Raw genomic sequence first — 19,897 nt, 5'->3', positions numbered from 1 at the left:
TACAGCTGTACTGTAAACGGATAGCTAACATATAAACACTTATCAAAATGAGGGTATTTACATACATTTTAGGAATATTATACATTTTAAATCAACAAGCTAAGGCTCAAGAATTTAATCAATTCTTAAAAGAATATATTCAAAAAAATCATGGAAGTGACTCTGCAAAGTTAAATACCACGGTATTGATAAAATTAAAGCCGACCAACGAAATTTCCTTTGGAAATGGATTATCACACCCAAATTCTCTCTATGATTCTACTATTCAGATACAAAAAATACCCTTTCATTATAGAGCTGACTCTTTTTTTGATGATAAGGCAGACTGTCTATGCCAAGAAAATGGAGTTTCGTACATGAGAAATCGAGTCACACATTTCGAAACAAAAAAAAGAGATAAAAACCCAGAAGTTAACTTTACAGGTGAATCTGACTTGATTTTTTTTGATTCAATTGTGGGATGGCAAGGTATAAGCAATCACCCTCCTACCGTAAAAGACACTATCATTGATAAGCAAACATTTTTTAAATTAGAACATCTATCCCGCAATAGAAATTACTACATACACCTTATCGAAAAAACTTCTTATCGTCATTTAAGTACAATAATGACAAAAGAAAATGGAGAAATTAGCATGAAAATCACCAGGGATATATTCAAAAAATCAGGAAATATTTTATATCCAACAGAAATCATAAATGAGGTATATGTAGGTAATCTAATCGTAAGAACGTTTAAAGTAATCGAGGCTATTACCTTTGATGTAGATATGCAGACCGAAGGAGTTTTTGATTGCCGTCTATTATACAAAGACATAAAACTTAAAAAATAGCATACACCGTTATAAAACATCCCTTCAAGTAATAGTGCCTGAGCAAACCGAAGCGGGTGTTACCCTTTTTAACGCATTTTAAAAATGAATAATTTACTTTTACTTCTATTATTTGCACTAACTCAAAAACCTACTTTTGAAGATTTCGACAAGTTCTTAGGCAAAATCTGTCATAAGTTATTTCAAAGATAAAAAAAGCATAAACCCGCCAAAGCTGCTGCCTTGACGGGTCGGGTATGAGCAAAAAGGAAAAATTGAGGCTTGAGTTTGAGGTCAAGCCATACTGATGTTCTAATTTTTTATCAAAACCGCTTTCACTTGGGTATAATAAATCGTCGTAACGCCCTCAAAACCAGAGTCGGTACCTACCAAAAGCCATAATTCTCCTTTGTCGTTAGTTTTGGCGGTAAAAGGTTTTGTCTGATTATTGCGCTTAATGAGCTGATATTTGTATTGGTCGCCTTCAATCCCAATATTTCCTAATACCACAGCGTCTTTACCAGATTCACTTTGAGCACCTTTATCCCAGTTGAGTTTCCAGTCACCTGCGGTATCTTTGGCTTTTTGGGGCGCCGTGCCAGAAGCCCCCGCTTTCAAATAAACAGCACCGCCCGGAGAGCCGCCTACCCCTACTCCTGAGGCAGGATATTGAGAAGCTAATTCCACCTCAAACTCTATTTTGTAGCTTTGATTGGGAGCAAGTCCTGTTAGCTTGCGAGTCAAATACATAAAGGCATCATCACTACGATTGCTGCTTGTGAGCTTGAGACCTTTTTTGGTGGAATCTGTAGGAAGTGCAGTGAGTTTTGAACTAAATTCCATAATCCCTTCTTGCTGAACATTGTAGTCCACGATTCCCGTCTGCCACGTAGTAGTATCTTTGTTGAAATCGGTTGTATGAATAAAATTAGGGCCGACGTTGTCATCTGTTTTGTCACAACTTACCAACCCCGCTGCAAGTAGTACACCTACCGCCCATATCGATTGCTTCATAGCTGATTTTAAACGACTTACTCCTCTCAGGCGTACCGCATACGCCCCCTCTCTTGATTGCATCAATTTCATTACTGTTTTTGGTTTTTTAAGTTAATAATGGTGAAATCAAGGCCTCGAAATCATTCAAAGGACGCCAAGCAAGGGGCAGAAGGTTGGAATCTTTTTTTTAAAATTCTGATTTTGAAGAGAGAAACAAGGGCTTGGCTCTATCAGCAATTATACCCAATCATTTATTTATCAATAAGTTATCATAAAACAAAAATCGCCTCAAAAAATGAAAAAATAAATGGTTTATGAGGCTACTCACCTCACCAAAAGCAGCCAAACAATGACCTGCTTGGCAGTGCTCAAGCTCCAGAAATAAGTACCGTTAAGAGGAGAGTTTTGGGGTTTTTAAGAAATGAACCACCGTAGGGCTTTCAATAGGCCGAGTTTTTTAAGATATTTGCAGTTCGATTAGAACAGAATATGTGTATTTTTTGTTAAAAATATAGAATTAACGCATATACGCGATGAGCAAAGAAGTAGAATTACTAGAAGAAATAACCAACTCCGAATATAAGTACGGGTTTGTCACGGATATCGAAGCAGAAGAAGCCGCTCCTGGGGTAGACGAAGCCACCGTTCGATGGATTTCGGCTAAGAAAAACGAACCTGAGTGGATGACTGAGTGGCGTTTGAAAGCCTTTCGGTTGTGGCAAGGAATGACCGAGCCCAAATGGCCCAATGTACACTACCCTCCTATTGATTATCAAGCGATAAAGTATTATTCGGCTCCCAAGCAAAAGAAAGAAATAGGTTCGTTGGATGAAATAGACCCAGAATTGAAACGTACTTTTGAGCGTTTGGGGATTTCGCTCAACGAACAAAAGCGACTCTCGGGTGTAGCGGTAGATGCGGTTATTGATTCAATCTCCGTAACCACCACATTCAAAGATGAACTTAAGAAACAAGGGATTATTTTCTGTTCAATCAGCGAAGCTATCCAAGAGCATCCTGAGTTGGTTAAAAAATATTTGGGATCTGTTGTACCAGCCAAAGACAACTTTTTCTCAGCCCTCAATTCGGCGGTATTTTCTGACGGGTCTTTCTGTTATATCCCCAAAGGAGTGCGTTGCCCGATGGAGCTTTCGACTTATTTCCGTATCAATGCCTCTGGAACAGGTCAGTTTGAACGTACTTTGATTATTGCGGATGAAGGCTCTTACGTAAGCTATTTGGAAGGATGCACCGCTCCCATGCGTGACGAAAACCAATTGCACGCCGCAGTTGTTGAAATCGTAGCCCACGAAAATGCAGAAGTAAAATATAGCACCGTTCAAAACTGGTATCCCGGTGACAAAGAAGGCAAGGGAGGAATTTACAATTTCGTTACTAAACGCGGTATTTGTGACGGAGCTAATTCAAAAATTTCTTGGACCCAAGTCGAAACCGGTTCGGCTATCACTTGGAAATACCCTTCTGTGATTTTGAAAGGCGACAATTCTATCGGAGAGTTTTATTCGGTAGCTGTTACCAACAACATGCAGCAAGCTGATACCGGTACTAAAATGGTGCACATCGGCAAAAACACCAAGAGCCGCATTGTATCAAAAGGGATTTCGGCGGGCAAAAGCCAAAACTCCTATCGCGGATTGGTTCAGGTATTCAAACGCGCCGCCAATGCTCGTAACTTCTCTCAGTGCGATTCTTTGCTACTAGGAGATACTTGTGGTGCGCATACTTTCCCATATATCGAAGTCAACAATACAAGTGCTACGGTAGAACACGAGGCTACTACTTCCAAAATCGGAGAAGACCAATTGTTTTATTGTAATCAACGAGGCATCCCAACCGAGCAAGCAGTAGCTTTGATTATCAATGGATATGCCAAAGAAGTATTGAATCAGCTTCCGATGGAGTTTGCGGTAGAAGCTCAAAAATTATTAGAGATAAGCCTTGAAGGTTCGGTAGGATAAGATTTGGAGGTAATTTTTAAGCTATTTCATAAAAAAAGCGCGACAAAATGTCGCGCTTTTTTTATGAAAGAAAGACATATTTATATTTTTGGCCAAATTCTTGTGGATTTATAGTTTTTTCCTAAGTTTGCCTTCATAACTTTATAACCTCCCTTCTAGCATGAAAAAATGGATTACTGCCCTTTTTGCACTAACGGCTGTAGTGTCTTTAGTCGCATTGACTCCCTCTCCCAACAACTCACAAGCCGCCGCCGATGCCCGCGAAGATAGCCTCGCAGCTGACCGCGCCAAATACGCTAAAATGGTAAAAGAGGCGATTGCAGGGAAAGAAAAAAACAATGCCGAAGATGTCTTTAAAAATATTAAAATTTTCAAAGGCCGTCCTGCGGAACAAGTAATTGGAATCATGGAAAATGGCTGGAGCAAAGCCCTAGGCGTAAGCTGTAATCATTGCCACAATGTCAACGACTGGGCTTCTGAAGAAAAACACGACCATGCTATTGCTCGCGACATGGTGGCAATGGTAGGTAAAATCAACGATGACGTAATTGCCGCCCTGCCTTCTTATGCTAGCAAAGAGCGCAAGCCACGTATCGGCTGTACTACTTGCCATCGTGGAGAAGCTCACCCAGGCCGTCCTAATGGCGCGCGCCCTGGAGGTCCTCCAAGAAATTAATTTTTTTAGGCTTCAATCAACAAAAACGTCGGGCGATTTTCATTGCCCGACGTTTTTGTTATACATTTATTTACCAATTACAATCCCAACACTTTACGGTTGAAAGCCTCGTCGGCACCCGTTCCTGCAAAATCATCAAAAGCTTTTTCGGTCACTTGGATGATGTGATCAGCGATAAAGGGCGCACCCTCCGCCGCTCCTTGAACGGGAGATTTGATACAGCACTCCCATTCCAAAACCGCCCAGCCGTCGTAGTTGTACTGAGAAAGTTTGGAGAAAATACCGCTAAAGTCCACTTGACCATCTCCCAACGAACGGAAACGCCCAGCGCGGTCGGCCCAGCCTTGAAAACCGCTATAAACACCTTGCTTGCCGCTTGGGTTAAACTCAGCATCTTTGACGTGATAGGCAAAAATACGCTCATGATAGAAATCGATAAATTGGAGATAATCCAATTGCTGAAGTACAAAGTGGCTAGGGTCATAGTTGATACCGGCGCGTGGGTGATTGCCCACTGCTTCCAAAAACATCTCAAACGTGATACCATCATGGAGGTCTTCGCCAGGGTGAAGTTCATAGCCTACATTTACACCTGCTTCGTCAAACGCATTCAAAATAGGCGTCCAACGTTTGCCTAATTCTTTAAAGCCTGTTTCGACCAAGCCCGCTGGACGCTGAGGCCAAGGATACAAAAACGGCCACAACAAAGCACCCGAAAAAGTAACGTGAGAAGTCAAACCGAGATTTTGGGAGGCTTTGGCAGCCCACATCAATTGCTGCACGGCCCATTCGGTACGAGCGGCGGGATTGTTGCGCACTTCAGGAGCTGCAAAACCGTCAAACATAGGGTCGTAGGCAGGGTGAACAGCCACTAGCTGCCCTTGTAAGTGCGACGAAAGCTCGGTGATTTCTACCCCAATTTCAGCCAGTTTTCCTTTGTACTCATCACAATATGTTTTTGACTCAGCCGCAGTTTTAAGGTCGATACAGCGGCTATCCCAAGTAGGAATTTGGATGCCTTTGTAACCCAAGTCGGCCATGTAAGCAGCGATGGTATCCAAAGAATTGAAAGGGGCTTCGTCGCCCATAAATTGCGCCAAAAATATGGCAGGCCCTTTGATTGTTTTCATTGATTTTAATAAGTAAAAGACTACAATTTTGTGTTTATGCCCGCAATTAAGCAAATCGCTGCAAGCTTTTGATAAAAAGATAAAGTAAAAAATACTATTTTATTACTGCTTTCATTGGGGGTAATTGTCACCTCTGCTATTTGATTAAACGCTTCAAAAAGTCAAAGTCTACAAACACACCCATTGTAAGCATTCGCTAAAATGTCATAATGATGTTTTTTATCTCATTTTAGTCTTTATGACTAACAATTCGCCAAAAATTCAGTTAAAATCTCATACAATGCTAGTACTTATTGGTACGTTGTGTATCTATCCACCTTACAACAAACTTTATTGAACAACATGACGACGATACTTCTTCAAAGAACAGTTTGGGGCAAAAACTGCGTATATATATGAACAATACCACTACCATGCCCGCTCCATTCACGACGCTCACATTTCTTTTGCTTTGCACTTTTGCTTTAGTAAAGCCTACTTTTGGTCAAGAGAGCTGGGTCAAGCGTTTTATCAAAAAAACGATTTCGGATACTACCTCTTTTGGAAAGCCGAGTTTTAGGGTATATCCTACTGTGGCCTATGCTCCCGAAACTAGTTTTGAGATAGGCTTATCATCACTCTTGCTTTTTCAGGCCAAAAACGACACCCTCAACCGCCTCAGCGAAGTACAGGCGTTTGGGTTTGTTACGTTCAAAGCTCAATATGGTTTATGGATAGACAATGCCATTTACGGTGACAAAGACAAATGGTTTTTTTTGGGCCGAACTCGATTTCAAAAATTCCCTCTTTTATACCACGGCATTGGCCCTGCCCCTGCGGGTAAGGAGCCGGCTTTGGTAGATGCCAATTATCTTTTGTTTAGGCAACGTGTTTTGCGCAAACTCGTCCCTAATCTTTTTATGGGTCCTGAGCTAGATTATCAACAATTATATAATGCCTCTTTTGTACAGCCCAAGGATCATTTTTACGAAAAACCGCTAGGCTCCAACGGTACTATCAATGTGGGGCTTGGAGTAGCCTTGGTCTACGACAACCGTCACAATGTCCTTAATGTCCGAAAAGGTTTATTTGGAGAATTAGCATTTCTTAAATACCATCCTAGTGTTGGCAGCGATTATACCTTTTATGGCGTCAATTTAGACGTACGCTCTTACCATCCCACCAATCAAAACAACGTTCTGGCATGGCAGCTATACGGCAATTTTTACGGAGGCGATATACCGTTTAATCAGCTAGCGCTCATGGGTGGCGAAATGATCATGCGCGGGTATTATTTGGGGCGCTATCGCGACAAAAACATGCTCGCTGCCCAAATCGAACATCGATGGCTACCTTTTGGTTTTAGCAAACGATTTGGCGCGGCGGTGTTTGCGGGAGCCGCTGCCGTAGCACCTACCATTAATACGTTCAGTACCAAATACATCCGTACCACTGGCGGTGTAGGTCTACGCTATCTGCTTTTTCCCAAAAAAGACATTTATCTTCGCTTCGATGTGGGTTTTTCAGAAGATGGCCCCAACTTCTATTTGTTTACGGGCGAAGCATTTTAAATTGACAGGATTTTCGGTAAAGCAAAAAACTCAAACTCTACTTTTCAATCACAATCCCTTCAAAATCTTCGAGTTTATCGAGTTTTAATTCTACATAGCCGTTTTTCCAAACATAAGGAACAGGCTTGGAGGCCACCATAGTAAAGACCCGCTTGGGTTTGAAAGAGGCAGGCACTTTAAAAGTAAGCTGATACACTGGCAAAGGTGCAAAATAGGTATTGCCACTAAAGCCGGTGAGATTGACCAAATGAATGATCAAACCTTCGGGGGTATTTTTAAGGTGATTTTCGGGGGTATTTTTAAGATACTCTTTCACAATTACTTCTATCCGCTCAGGCGCATTGGTGAAGAGCTGCTTCGCTGCCTCTGGGTAGATATAATCGATGGCATCTAACAAAATATTTTTGTGCTGCTCATAGCCATGAATATAATAAAGCCGCCCTAAATTGATAGGTAATATCACGGCTTTGCTACTTGGATGCTCTTTGATTGACATCCCAAAATACCCCGTCGGCTCGTGTCCACCGATGATTTCGGGCGGCCCAGGGCGGCCTTTGCTGAGTATAGGCAAAAAAGTTTTATCCGCCCCCGACATATCATAAAGCCCCAAATTGAATTTCCAGAAAAGCATTTTTTGTTTATCCAATCGCTTAAATACCTCTTTTTTGTCAGGTGTGAGATAGAAGCCGCTGCCTTCGTGGTCTTTGTTGATAATCTTTACCCCAAACAAATCGCGCAGGGCCTCAGGATTATCAAACAAAGTATGATTGGTAGCGATGAGATGCACGCCCTGACGAGAGGCTTCTTTGAGCACCTGCACCGAAGCTTGACTGAGATAAGTAATGTCAGGGAGAATCACCAAGCCGTACTTTTTTATTTTGGCGGCAAGATGTTCTATTTGAGCATCTTCCACAATATCAAAAGGGATATGTGCCTCTCTGAGCATGAGCTGTATACCGCGATATTCTTGCATAGGAGCACCGCTAGGCCAAGCACCGGGCGCAATCACCGCGACTTTGGCCGTAGAAGTATATTTGCCAAAATAAGGCTCGTATTTTTTGTGATGGGCGTAGATTTTACGAATCACCCCATAATTGCGCTCATCTTCGTAGCCGCGCATATCGCCCATCATACTGATGTCAAGTCCTGAGCCATTGGCAATATTTTCGTAAAGCCGAATGGAAACTTCTTCGGGTTCGACGGCATTGTAGCGCGACTGAAACGAAATTTGCTGAATGCTACTGTTGCTGATGATATGGTCGGGGAAGGAGTTGGCGGCATTGCCTACATTGTCGGAAGCAGAGTAAGGCCAATAAGGCAAGCTGTTGGTTTGGGACTCGTGCCGAATGATGTCTACATACTTATCCATGTATGTACAAATGGCAATTTGATTACTTTTTGATTTTACCAACGCATGCAATCGTTTTGACCAATCTTCTACCGTAAACTTTTTAAAAGCTAAATACTTCTGAAATACCGCGTCTGCTTTGTTTTCTTCGGTAGGGAGCGCTTGCCCCCCGCTGTATTCGGCAAAACGCTTTTTGTCATATTCATTTTGATCAATACCGTGGTATTTCCCCTCATAGGGATTGTTGACTTGGTAGCCTGGCATGTTTAAGAAAATGCCGTCAATTCCATAATTGTCAATCACTTCCTCGATAATTTTGAAAGCACAATCTTGCACATAAGGCGCATTGATAGACACCACGTACATATCGGTATTGATGATACGTTCGCCTTTGGGCGAGATGTAGCACCAATCGGGATGCGCCTTAAAAATACTTTCATGAACTCTGCTAAAATCAAACCGTACAATGACTTTGATGCCGTTGCGATGACAGCGCTCAATGACATCTTTGAGCATATTGCCTTTCATGTAAGGATTGGTATAATGAAAAGGAAGCTTGGTCGGATAGAAAGCCATAATACCGCCCGCGTTGATAAGCAGGGTATTGGCCGAGCAAGCCTTCAAGTCTTTGAGGAGTGAATCGGGATGTAAAGTAGCGGCTTCATAGGCGGGCAAATTGGTCTGAATCACCCTGAGATTATTCTTTTTCCACCAAGGCAAGTCGGTTGGCCAAGAGAGATTTTTTTGGGTAAAAGCATTTTGAGAAATCAACAAAAGAAGCCAAAAAGAGAACAAATATTTCATCAAGCAAAGAGGATTTTTCATAGGTTTAGTGGGTTTGCGAACATGCATAGGATTGTAGTTCATTTTTGAAAAGTAAAATTTTGGTGTTTTTTACCCCTCTCCCAATATCCCTCTTAACTACGCCTGTGGCGCTATTTGTCAAGTTTCTAAAAGGCTTTTTTGGGGCGAAGTTGGTGTACCTTATTTGAGAAGTCGCGATAAGTACGTTAACTTTAGGAAATATTATCCGTCCATGTTCAACTTATGAATCTACTCTCAAGCGCCCAAAAGAATATTTTCTTAGCAGATGACGATTTTGATGATCGTCTTCTTTTTGAGGATGCGCTGCGGGAAGTAGCTCAGTATACACATCTTACTACCGCCAACGACGGTAAGCAACTGATGGATATTCTTAGGGAAACCGTCCCTCCTCCACCCGATGTTATTTTCTTAGACCTCAACATGCCACGTAAAAACGGCTTTGAATGTTTGAGAGAAATCAAGCAAACCGAGAAACTGAAAAACATCCCTATCATTATTTTTTCTACCACTTCCCAACCCGACGCTGTAGATAAGGTATACGCCCAAGGCGCCCATTTTTTTGTATCAAAACCAGGGTCGTTTCAGCAACTTAAGTTGCTCATCCAAAAAATTCTGGCGATTGACTGGAGCCAGCACTATACCCAGCCGAGCCGAGAGAAATTTTTATTGGTATATTGAAATTAGTTGGTTTTCTAGGACAGTATAGTGTTATACTTTTTTTTTCTTTCATTTAGAGCATGACGAGCTACTGCTGGTATCATAAGCTACAATAAAATATCCTACATCCGATGATGAAACAACTTCTAAGAATCATTGTATGGCTACTATCATTTGCCCATTTGACAGATCATAATACCATTTATGCTCAATCTATTACTACTTCTATACCCAAAACTATTGACACCCATAAAATTTATTTATTTTACTTGCATGGAGGTATCGTTCAGGATGAAGGCCCCCATGCTGTCAGCAAATACTATGGGAAGTATGAATATTATCCTATTCTTGACTCCCTATCAATGAAGGGTTTCCATGTAATTAGCGAAGTGAGGCCCAAAGGGACAAATGAAGTTGAATATGCCAAGAAAATCAGCCTCCAAATAGATACTTTGATCTCATTTGGAGTTCCCATGCAAAACATCCTAATTGTAGGTGCTTCGTTGGGAGCCTATATTGCACTTGAGGTTGCTTTAATTACCAAAAAAACTCAACTCAATTACGTGCTGATTGGGCTTTGCAGTAAATATGCAATAGATTATTATTCACAGCATTCCGACATTTTCCAAGGAAAATTTCTTTCAATTTATGAAAAAACAGATACAAAAGGCTCGTGTTCAAAAATATTCACAAATAAAAGAAACGTTGAATTTGAGGAAATTGAATTAAATATGGGAATTGGCCATGCTTTTTTATTTAAGCCATTCAAAGACTGGATTGAGCCCTTGACATCAATGGGTCATCAACTAAAGATCCAAAAGAAAAGCCATCTAAAACCTTGACCAAAAACCATATAAACCACCGAAAATCAATCTTCAAGTTTACCTAACAACTTTATAAGCAATGTGTGTATAGCAAAAATATCAATATATAATGCTATTAGACGATTTTAAACGTAAGTATATACAAGCTTTTAAATAATGGCCAATTAAGGTCACCAATCCGCCCATTTGTACATCCATGAATTTGATTCAACTTGATTTTCAAAAGGCCAAAACTCGGCACATCTTATTTAAGACCAGATTGCGCTCACTACTCTACGGCGCTTCACTGGACGAAAGTAGCGTGGTATCGGTAGTAGAATGCCCCTTTGGCAAGTGGCTACACGACCATGCGCTTCAAGTGTACAGTCATATCCCCAGCATACAAGTGCTTGAAGAAACCCATCACGAAATTCATTTTGAAGCTAAATCTCTAATTGAACTCTACAAAAACGGCAAAATTGGTGAAGCGCGCGAAGGGCTGCTTAGGATTGATGAACTATCAAATCAACTCATAGAGGTACTTCTTTCGATAGAAAAACAAGTATTACAAGAAGACCTAGAAACAACTACCTCCGACAATCCCCAACAACTTTGGATCAATTGTCAAGAACTGCTCGAACTTCATCAAACGATACAACAGCTCGATGAACAAATCAAACAACAAACCTTCTTAGCGCATAACATTCGAAAAGAAGCCGACCAAAACGCCCGCAAGTTTCTAAATACTGTCCGACAAGCACCCGTAGGTATTATTATTCTTCGGGGCAAAGATTTTATTGTAGAAATGGCCAACGAAACTTATCTACACATCATCGATCGTAAAGAAGAAGTATTTGTAGGGCGTTCGCTTTTTGATTCTTTACCCGAAGTAAAAGACATTGTTGAACCTTTATTAAGGGGCGTCATCGAAACTGGACAACCTGCTTACGGTCATGAGTTTGAGGTAGAAATCAATCGTTTTGACAACAGAGAACGAACCTTTTTCAATTTTGTATACCAACCCCTCTACCAACCCGACGGCACCATAAACGGCGTAATCGTCGTAGCCACTGAAGTCACCAAACAAGTAGAGGCTAAGTTTACTCTTCAGCAAAGTGAAGCCCAATTTCGAAACATTATCAATCAGTCTCCCATTGCCATGACCATTTTTAGGGGACGTGACTTAGTAATTGACTTAGCCAACCAAACGATGCTCAAAAATGTTTGGCGACGAAAATTGGAAGAAGTACAAGGCCGAAAACTACTCGACGTCTTCCCCGAATTGAGGGGGCAAAAATACCCCGAGCTGTTGTTACAAGTATTTGAGAATGCCCAAACCCACCAAGAAAAAGAATCGCTCGCTTATATAGATTCGCATGATGGGCGGCGGGCGTTTTATCTTGATTTTGAATACGCTCCCCTTTTTGATACTAGCCACGAGGTATCAGGAATCATGGCAACTGTATACGATGTAACCGAAAAGGTAGAAAGTCGCAAAAAAATCAAAGAAGCAGAAGAACGTTTACGAATGGCCGTTGGTATCACTGGGTTAGGTACCTTTGAAGTTGAATTAGCCAGCCAACAAATGAGTTTCTCAAAGCGGTTTTTAGAAATTTTTGGATTTGAGCCAAACGACACTCCTACCCGAGAAATACTCGTTCAAAGAATTCACCCCGACGACCTTGCTGTACGTCAGGCAGCGCATGAAGCTTCTGTACGTAAAGGCATACTCGAATACGAAGCGCGCGTCATTCATCCAGATCAGTCTATCCGCTGGATGATTGTGAAGGGTAAAGTACTTTTTGACCACCAATCTAAACCATTTCGTTTGCTAGGAACGGTGCTAGACGTAACCGAAGAAAAAGTAGCACGCCACCAAATCGAACAAAGTGAAAAACAACTAAGAGAACTAGCCGAGTCGCTAGAAATCAACGTGGCTCGACGAACACATGAGCTTAAAATCACTAACGAACAGCTCGCTAAATCAAACGATGAACTGGCGCAATTCGCTTACGTGGCAAGCCACGATTTGCAAGAGCCGTTACGCAAAATTCAGGCGTTTTCGAGTCGTATTCTCGAATACGAATGGAATAATCTTTCGCTGACAGGGCAAGACTATTTCAGGCGTATTCAATCGGCTTCAAAGCGAATGCAGCAGCTCATTTTGGATTTGTTGGCTTATTCGCGGGCTAGTACCACTGATCAGTCTTTTGAGGCAACCGACCTTTCGGTATTGTTGAAAACAATTTTTTTGAATCTACAAGAAGAAATCAACCAAAAAAACGCATCTATCGAATGTGGGTCGCTCCCAACACTTAAAATCATCCGTTTTCAATTTGAGCAATTATTTACGAATTTAATTAGCAACGCACTCAAATTTTCGCAAAAAGGCACGCCGCCTCGTATCCACATCGAAGCTAAAGTCGTAGCAAGTCCGAATATCCATTCTTTCGCTCCTTTGGTTCATTCTCATTATCACTGCCTCACCGTCTCCGACAACGGCATCGGTTTTGAAGAGGAATTTACTGAGCGTATTTTTCAAGTTTTTCAACGCCTCCACGGACGCGATACTTACGAAGGAACAGGTATTGGCTTAGCGATTTGCAAAAAAATCGTTGAAAACCATGACGGTTTTATCACCGCCCACAGTCAGCCCAACCAAGGTGCTACTTTTTATATTTATTTACCTGTTGAATAAACCTTGGCGGCGTCTGAAACACCGCCAAGGTTTATGAAAAATCAATACTGGTCGCCAGCACCCCCGCCCCCAAAATCGCCCCCGCCCAATCTCACGCCGTGGTCAGCATTCTGGGTTTGCTGCGTCAGTTGCGCCAATACTACGGCTTCCAAGCCTACACGCTCTTCTTGCTCCGCATCAGCCACTGATACAAAACCCGCTTTGGGCTGTTTGAGCCCCTTGATGAGTCGATAAGTGATGCCCACCAATACCAAGCCTCCGAGTATCATCATCCATTCTACGGATAAAAAAGGATGATACTGGTGTAACGTAATCACTGAGCATACCACCGCTACACTTCCTAAAAAGAGTAAGCTACGGTCGCGTTGCTTGATACCTCCGTACAAATACAGAGCGGGAACACTAAAAGTCAACAGCCAAAAAATGGCGGCAAAAGGAATCTCAGGGGCAGGAGCAGGCAGGCCATTCAACTGGGCATTGGCTTCGCGTACAAAACCATAATTTCCTGCCAAATAAAACACCACCAACGATGCTATACTTAGCCATTCGAGGGCTGTTTGCCAGTAAAAAGAGGCTGGTTTTTGCAAAAACCAACGAATCGCTCCGTACAAACCTCCCGTCACCAACATCAATGCAAAAGGCAACAGGGCTTTTCCCCAGGCAGTTTGCATTAACCATGAAGCAATGATAAACAATCCACTACCAAGCATTCCTACTGCCACCAAAGGTTCGCCGAATATATACACCATAACCAACAAAATAGGCATTATCAAAGCCACTCCACTCCAAGCAGAAGTCAGCTTCAAACCACTGTATATTTCAAAAACTGCCGGAAGAATAGCCCCAATAATTCCATAAATGAGGGCATTGTCAATGCCCGAAAAATGAAATTTGTTTTGTCGAATCAACAATTTTAGCAAAAAAAACACCCCTACCCCATATACCAAAGACGTGACAGCAAAGCCTCCTCCTTCGCCCAACACCACAAAGGCCATTCCGGCCCCAAAGCAAAACGCAATTCCTCCAAAAAGAAAAAGACCAATTTTGATGAATATATTAGGATTGTGGGGTACTTCGGCATGAAGCTGCTTGAGGTCGTTCCACTGAGAGTCGTTAAGGAGTCCTTCACGCTTCCAACGTTGAGCCATCGATAAAGCATATTGATTGCGCAGCCAAGTTTCGTTGTATGCTTTCATGATACTGTTATTTTTTTTTGAGCAATTTTTTGAAATTTACCAAAAACCATACTACGCAAGCTGCACTCCCTACGAAATAAAAAAGCCCCAGAAAAACCCACAAACTTTCGTCCATCACCTTAAAAATCAAGTAGGTAAAAGCGACGTATCCGTATACTGCCGCCATCAACAAAAACAAAAACGATTGATATTGGCGGGCATACCACACAAAAAACCAACTCCATCCTCCTATCAATACCACATACAAGGGCCATTCTTCAAGGCTAAACATACCTACCAATGCGCTCACAAACAACAGATTACCATTAAGTAATAAATAGGTATAAGTAAAATGCTGCTTTATATTGAACCTATGAAGTACCAGCCCCACTCCTATCAGCACTTGTCCAAAAACCAAGGCGGTATAAATAGCCGAGGCTCCCGAAAAATCGTTGGCCTGCCATACTTCTAAAGGAGTAATCGTAAGACCTACCCACGAAGCCAAAGCCGTAAGCCCCATCGACAATACCCCACGGTGGTCGAAGCGGTAGGCACAAAACATAAACAGGATCGCTGGCAGCACCGTTGCCAGGCCATATCGAGTACCAAAGAGATTGTATTGCCATTGGACGTAGCCCTCCAACGACAAAAACAAAGTGCACCCCAAGAGTAGCGCAAAATCCACAAATTTTGTTTCGGTCTCGACTTCTTGTTTTGAAAACGGCGCACTGTGTCGATAGGTATAATAAAAACACCCCAACATCAGCACCGACAACAAGCCGATGATGGCTTGATGCCCAATGGTATCGATGTTTTTGTAAATCAACAGACCCGCCCCAGACGTAAATAGTAAAATTCCGACATACAACCACGTACGCAACAGCCACCAAACGGATACAGGGCGGTGTTTTTCGAGGGTTTGGAAGCGCTGACGCTCCTCAGTAGAAATCAAGTGGAGTTGCTCCCACTGGGCTAAAATATCGGCTAACGGGTTCATAATGACAAAGATGAGGGTTTGTTTTGATATACCGAAATCCACTTATTTTTCGTACAAATATTATTTTTTTGGAGTATTCATGGGTTAAAAAGATTTCATCCGCTAATTTTGCACAATTTTTGAGCTGGCATCATCTAGCCGATAACCCCAAAACAAAAAAAATGCCCAAGAATCCCAACATCAAATCAGTCCTTATTATTGGTTCTGGCCCTATCATCATCGGCCAAGCGTGCGAATTTGACTACTCAGGCTCTCAGGCCGCTCGTTCGCTTCGAGAAGAAGGCATTGAGGTCATCTTGATAAACTCCAACCCGGCGACTATCATGACCGACCCCATCAATGCCGATCATGTATATCTCAAACCCCTCGAGAAAAAATACATAGTCGAAATCTTAGAGAAACACAAAGTAGACGCCGTTTTGCCAACTATGGGAGGTCAAACGGCGTTAAATTTAGCGATTGATTGCGACAAAGCGGGTATTTGGAAAAAATACAATGTACAAATCATCGGGGTGGATATCAAAGCCATTGAAACCACCGAAGACCGCGAAAAATTCCGCCTAAAAATGATCGAATTAGGCGCGGGCGTTTGTAAAGGTCGCACCGCAAAATCGTTTTTGGAAGGAAAAGAAATTGCCCAAGAAATCGGTTTCCCACTCGTCATTCGCCCCTCTTTCACCCTTGGTGGTACGGGTGGTGGCTTCGTCAACGCTCCCGAAGATTTTGACAAAGCCCTCCAACACGGCCTCCTTGCCTCGCCTGTTCATGAAGTACTCATCGAGCAAAGTGTGTTGGGCTGGAAAGAATACGAGCTTGAGCTCCTCCGCGATGGCCTCGGCAACCTCATCATCGTATGTTCGATCGAAAACTTCGACCCTATGGGTATCCACACGGGCGATAGCGTCACGGTAGCTCCTGCCATGACTCTCCCCGATACCCTCTACCAAAAAATGCGCGACTTGGCGATTTTGACCATGAATGGTATTGGTAAATTTGCGGGTGGATGTAACATTCAGTTTTCGGTCAATCCCGAAACCGACGACATCATCGTTATCGAAATCAACCCACGCGTATCACGCTCTTCGGCCTTGGCCTCAAAAGCAACGGGCTACCCCATTGCCAAGATTTCGGCCAAAATGTCGATAGGATACAACCTCGACGAGCTCATCAACCCTATCACAGGTAGCACGTCGGCGTTTTTTGAACCTACCATCGATTACGTCATCGTGAAAGTACCTCGCTGGAACTTCGACAAATTCCCCGGTGCCGACCGCTCTTTGGGATTGCAGATGAAATCGGTAGGTGAAGCAATGGGTATCGGACGCAACTTCCAAGAAGCGCTCCAAAAGGCTTGTCAGTCGCTCGAAATCCGCCGCAATGGCCTCGGTGCCGATGGCAAAGAGCTTACCGACGTAGAAGCTATCAAATATAGTCTCGCCCATCCTAGCTGGAACCGTCTCTTCCACATCTACGATGCCTTCAAAGCAGGGCTTTCGTTCAAGACGATTCGTAACCTTACCAAAATCGACCCTTGGTTTTTACACCAAATCGAAGAGCTAGTCGAACTCGAAAAAGAAATCCAAAGCTACGAGCTTGAAGATATTCCGGCAAGCCTCGTGCTCACTGCCAAACAAAAAGGCTACGCCGACCGCCAAATAGCGCACCTCTTGGGCGTGAAGGAAAGTCGGGTCTATAAATTCCGCCAAGAACACAACATCAAACGGGTATTCAAATGCGTGGATACTTGTGCGGCGGAGTTTGAAGCCAAAACACCTTATTATTATTCTACTTTTAGCGTGTCGCAAGATGAACCCGAAAACGAATCGGTACCTTCTGACCGCAAAAAGGTAGTCGTACTAGGCTCTGGCCCCAACCGTATCGGACAAGGTATCGAGTTTGATTACTCTTGCGTACACGGGGTATTGGCGGCCAAAGAGGCGGGTTATGAGACGATCATGATCAACTGTAACCCTGAGACGGTATCGACCGACCCTGATATTTCGGACAAACTCTACTTTGAGCCGGTATTTTGGGAACACGTGCACGCTATCGTACAACACGAAAAAGCCGAAGGTGTCATCGTGCAGCTTGGTGGACAAACGGCCCTCAAAATCGCCGAAAAACTTCATCAATACGGCATCAAAATCATCGGAAGTAGCTTCGATACCCTCGACTTGGCCGAAGACCGTGGGCGCTTCTCCTCGCTCCTTCGCGATTTGGGGATTCCTTATCCCAAATTTGACACGGTACGCACCGCCGACGCTGCTGTCGAAATCGGAAAAGCCCTCGGCTTCCCGCTGTTGGTACGGCCTAGCTACGTGCTCGGTGGGCAAAGCATGAAGATTGTCATCAACGAGCAAGAACTCGAACAGCACGTGGTGAAAATCCTCAACGACATTCCCGACAACAACATCCTCCTAGACCACTACCTCGAAAACGCTATCGAGGCCGAATCGGACGCGATTTGTGACGGCGAAAACGCCCACATCATCGGTATTATGGAGCATATCGAGCCAGCAGGTATCCACTCAGGCGACTCACACGCTACTTTGCCACCTTTTGATTTGACACCCGACGAAATTCGCCAAATCGAAGAGATTACGCTCAAAGTGGCCAAAGCGATGAAAGTAAAGGGCTTGATTAACATGCAGTTTGCGGTCAAAAACGGCGTGGTATATGTGATTGAAGCCAATCCACGTGCTTCGCGCACGGTGCCGTTTATTTGCAAAGCCTACCAAGAGCCGTATGTCAACTACGCAACGAAGTTTATGCTGGGCGACAAAAAAGTAGAAGACATCGAATTTAAGCCCGTGAAAAAAGGATGGGCGATTAAGATTCCGGTGTTTTCGTTCAACAAATTCCCGAACGTAAACAAAGAACTCGGCCCAGAGATGAAATCTACGGGCGAGGGGATTTATTTTATCGATAGCCTCGAAGATGAATTCTTCCAAAAAGTTTACGGCGAGCGCAATTTGTATTTGAGTCGTTAAGGTCACCATACTTTTGTCACCCTGACCACCATATTTTTGTCACCCTGACGTAAGGAAGGGTCTAAAGCCGCTGCAGAAACAGCGGCTTTTTTTGTGTCATACAAGAAGCCCCTAACAAATACACATAACACCCACTAGACGAGTTGGAAATTTAGTTATGTTTAATTACGTTTGAGTCTATCTTCATCGGGATAGTTTCCCGCAGAACTACACCCATAGCAGATATAAACGAAATTAATTACATTTACAGGGATGTTAGCGGTAATTTTTGTGAAACACTCTAAAATTCTAAACAATGAAAACATATAAGGCTTCAGAAGAGTTAGTGCAGATTTTTAAACAAAATGGCTTTATTGACATTACAAATGAAATGTACCCAGAGCATTTTGACCGAATTTCTAATAACGGATATGACCCTAATCGAGTGAAACGAGTTTTAGCCATAAATAAAAACAACTACGTAAAGTTCGACTATATCACAATTTTACCTTGTTACAAAAGGGGCTGTAGTGGCGAAGAAATGAAAACCGAATTGACTCCAGAGGAATTAAAATCAATAATTGCGTTTTTTAATTTACCGACGCAGACAAAAAGTTCATTAAAAAGACATCGCCAAAATATATTAGACTTACATAAAAAATATTACGACATTAAAGAGAACCCCAATTGGTATAAGGATAAGCAAAGCAAGTTAATCATAGAAAGTTTTGAGAAAGCTAAACTGAATTAAAATAAAAAATACTAATGTCACACAAGCGAAAAGGACAATTAACAGTTTCAACAGAATGGTGGAAACACCTACGAAAGTATTTGAAACGAAAATATTGGAAAGCTGAAAGAAGAGCAGAACAAAGGCAAATCAAAAAAGCTTTAATTGAATAAAACTACACCCGACATGGGTTTGTGGCAAGTGGGGCGGACGGGGGCGCAAACCAAATTGTCGCTTAAGCGGCGTGTTTGAGGCCCATTTTTAGGGCGATTACATTGCGTAAGCTATCTCTTTTCTGACTTTTAAAAACGGTACGCATATTGAGTACTGCGCTTAGTCCTTTAGTCCAACGTTGTCCTACGAGCTTGCACCTTTGCTGCACCACTGTGCTAATGGCCGATTCAATAGCCCCACTCCCAATACAGCCCGATATTCATGGTATTTCATTCGGTATCGATTATGTTGGTAGTACTTCATAAGGCTATCTGCCTGCTGCTTGAGATGCTGACTTTTGCAGGTATTTTTTTTATCAGTTATGGCTTCAATGACCCA

Annotated in this window: 15 protein-coding genes; 9 read left to right on the top strand and 6 right to left on the bottom strand. The window is 42.6% G+C overall.

From position 1 onward, the window contains the following. Nucleotides 1-47: 47 nt before the first annotated feature. Complete coding sequence (locus G563_RS0112695) at nt 48-833, top strand: hypothetical protein (protein ID WP_028665643.1); 786 nt, start codon at nt 48-50, stop codon at nt 831-833. Nucleotides 834-1,124: 291 nt separating this feature from the next. On the opposite strand, the gene G563_RS0112690 is transcribed toward G563_RS0112695, so the two are convergent. Beyond that, on the bottom strand, nt 1,125-1,889 hold the full coding sequence (locus G563_RS0112690; protein WP_169579753.1) for a hypothetical protein: 765 nt from the start codon (nt 1,887-1,889) through the stop codon (nt 1,125-1,127). Between the two features lie 452 nt (nt 1,890-2,341). On the opposite strand from G563_RS0112690, the gene sufB reads away from it, so the two are divergent. Together sufB and G563_RS0112675 are read left to right on the top strand one after the other, a co-directional pair. Continuing rightward, nucleotides 2,342-3,787, top strand: a complete 1,446-nt coding sequence (gene sufB, locus G563_RS0112680) for a Fe-S cluster assembly protein SufB (protein ID WP_028665640.1) — start codon at nt 2,342-2,344, stop codon at nt 3,785-3,787. A gap of 160 nt (nt 3,788-3,947) precedes the next feature. After that, nucleotides 3,948-4,463 (top strand): c-type cytochrome, encoded by a 516-nt coding sequence (locus G563_RS0112675; RefSeq protein ID WP_028665639.1) that lies wholly within the window; start codon nt 3,948-3,950, stop codon nt 4,461-4,463. Between the two features lie 77 nt (nt 4,464-4,540). On the opposite strand, the gene G563_RS0112670 is transcribed toward G563_RS0112675, so the two are convergent. Continuing rightward, nucleotides 4,541-5,593 carry a sugar phosphate isomerase/epimerase family protein gene (locus tag G563_RS0112670; protein WP_028665638.1) on the bottom strand — a complete coding sequence of 351 codons (1,053 nt, stop codon included), beginning with the start codon at nt 5,591-5,593 and terminating at the stop codon, nt 4,541-4,543. A gap of 395 nt (nt 5,594-5,988) precedes the next feature. Here G563_RS0112670 and G563_RS0112665 point away from each other — a divergent pair, with 395 nt between their 5' ends. Further along, a complete protein-coding gene (locus tag G563_RS0112665) occupies nt 5,989-7,143 on the top strand; it encodes a BamA/TamA family outer membrane protein (protein ID WP_229598499.1) in 1,155 nt (384 codons plus the stop codon). Between the two features lie 37 nt (nt 7,144-7,180). Here G563_RS0112665 and G563_RS0112660 read toward each other — a convergent pair whose 3' ends face one another. Next, nucleotides 7,181-9,316, bottom strand: coding sequence for an alpha-amylase family protein (locus G563_RS0112660; protein ID WP_028665636.1), 2,136 nt, complete (start codon nt 9,314-9,316; stop codon nt 7,181-7,183). A gap of 222 nt (nt 9,317-9,538) precedes the next feature. On the opposite strand from G563_RS0112660, the gene G563_RS0112655 reads away from it, so the two are divergent. The 3 genes from G563_RS0112655 (at nt 9,539) to G563_RS34605 (ending at nt 13,474) form a co-directional block, all read left to right on the top strand. After that, entirely contained in the window at nt 9,539-9,994 is a 456-nt protein-coding gene (locus G563_RS0112655) for a response regulator (RefSeq protein WP_028665635.1), read from the top strand. 110 nt (nt 9,995-10,104) lie between these two features. After that, nucleotides 10,105-10,815, top strand: a complete 711-nt coding sequence (locus G563_RS36980; protein ID WP_157585292.1) for a hypothetical protein — start codon at nt 10,105-10,107, stop codon at nt 10,813-10,815. Between the two features lie 178 nt (nt 10,816-10,993). Further along, on the top strand, nt 10,994-13,474 hold the full coding sequence (locus G563_RS34605) for a PAS domain-containing protein (RefSeq protein ID WP_051210943.1): 2,481 nt from the start codon (nt 10,994-10,996) through the stop codon (nt 13,472-13,474). A gap of 41 nt (nt 13,475-13,515) precedes the next feature. Here G563_RS34605 and G563_RS0112640 read toward each other — a convergent pair whose 3' ends face one another. Together G563_RS0112640 and G563_RS0112635 are read right to left on the bottom strand one after the other, a co-directional pair. After that, nucleotides 13,516-14,670, bottom strand: coding sequence for a hypothetical protein (locus G563_RS0112640; RefSeq protein WP_028665634.1), 1,155 nt, complete (start codon nt 14,668-14,670; stop codon nt 13,516-13,518). Between the two features lie 7 nt (nt 14,671-14,677). Further along, a complete protein-coding gene (locus G563_RS0112635) occupies nt 14,678-15,646 on the bottom strand; it encodes a DUF2157 domain-containing protein (RefSeq protein ID WP_028665633.1) in 969 nt (322 codons plus the stop codon). Between the two features lie 161 nt (nt 15,647-15,807). Between G563_RS0112635 and carB the strand changes: the two genes are divergently transcribed. Continuing rightward, on the top strand, nt 15,808-18,636 hold the full coding sequence (carB, locus tag G563_RS0112630; RefSeq protein WP_028665632.1) for a carbamoyl-phosphate synthase large subunit: 2,829 nt from the start codon (nt 15,808-15,810) through the stop codon (nt 18,634-18,636). 295 nt (nt 18,637-18,931) lie between these two features. Continuing rightward, nucleotides 18,932-19,366, top strand: coding sequence for a hypothetical protein (locus G563_RS0112625; protein WP_028665631.1), 435 nt, complete (start codon nt 18,932-18,934; stop codon nt 19,364-19,366). A gap of 336 nt (nt 19,367-19,702) precedes the next feature. Here G563_RS0112625 and G563_RS38435 read toward each other — a convergent pair. Beyond that, the coding region (locus tag G563_RS38435; protein ID WP_028665709.1) for a hypothetical protein at nt 19,703-19,897 on the bottom strand (195 nt) is incomplete at its 5' end.

Origin of the sequence: Runella zeae DSM 19591, assembly GCF_000423565.1 — a bacterium.
GTDB classification, from domain to species: domain Bacteria; phylum Bacteroidota; class Bacteroidia; order Cytophagales; family Spirosomataceae; genus Runella; species Runella zeae.
This window is presented reverse-complemented; position numbering and strand designations above follow the sequence as displayed.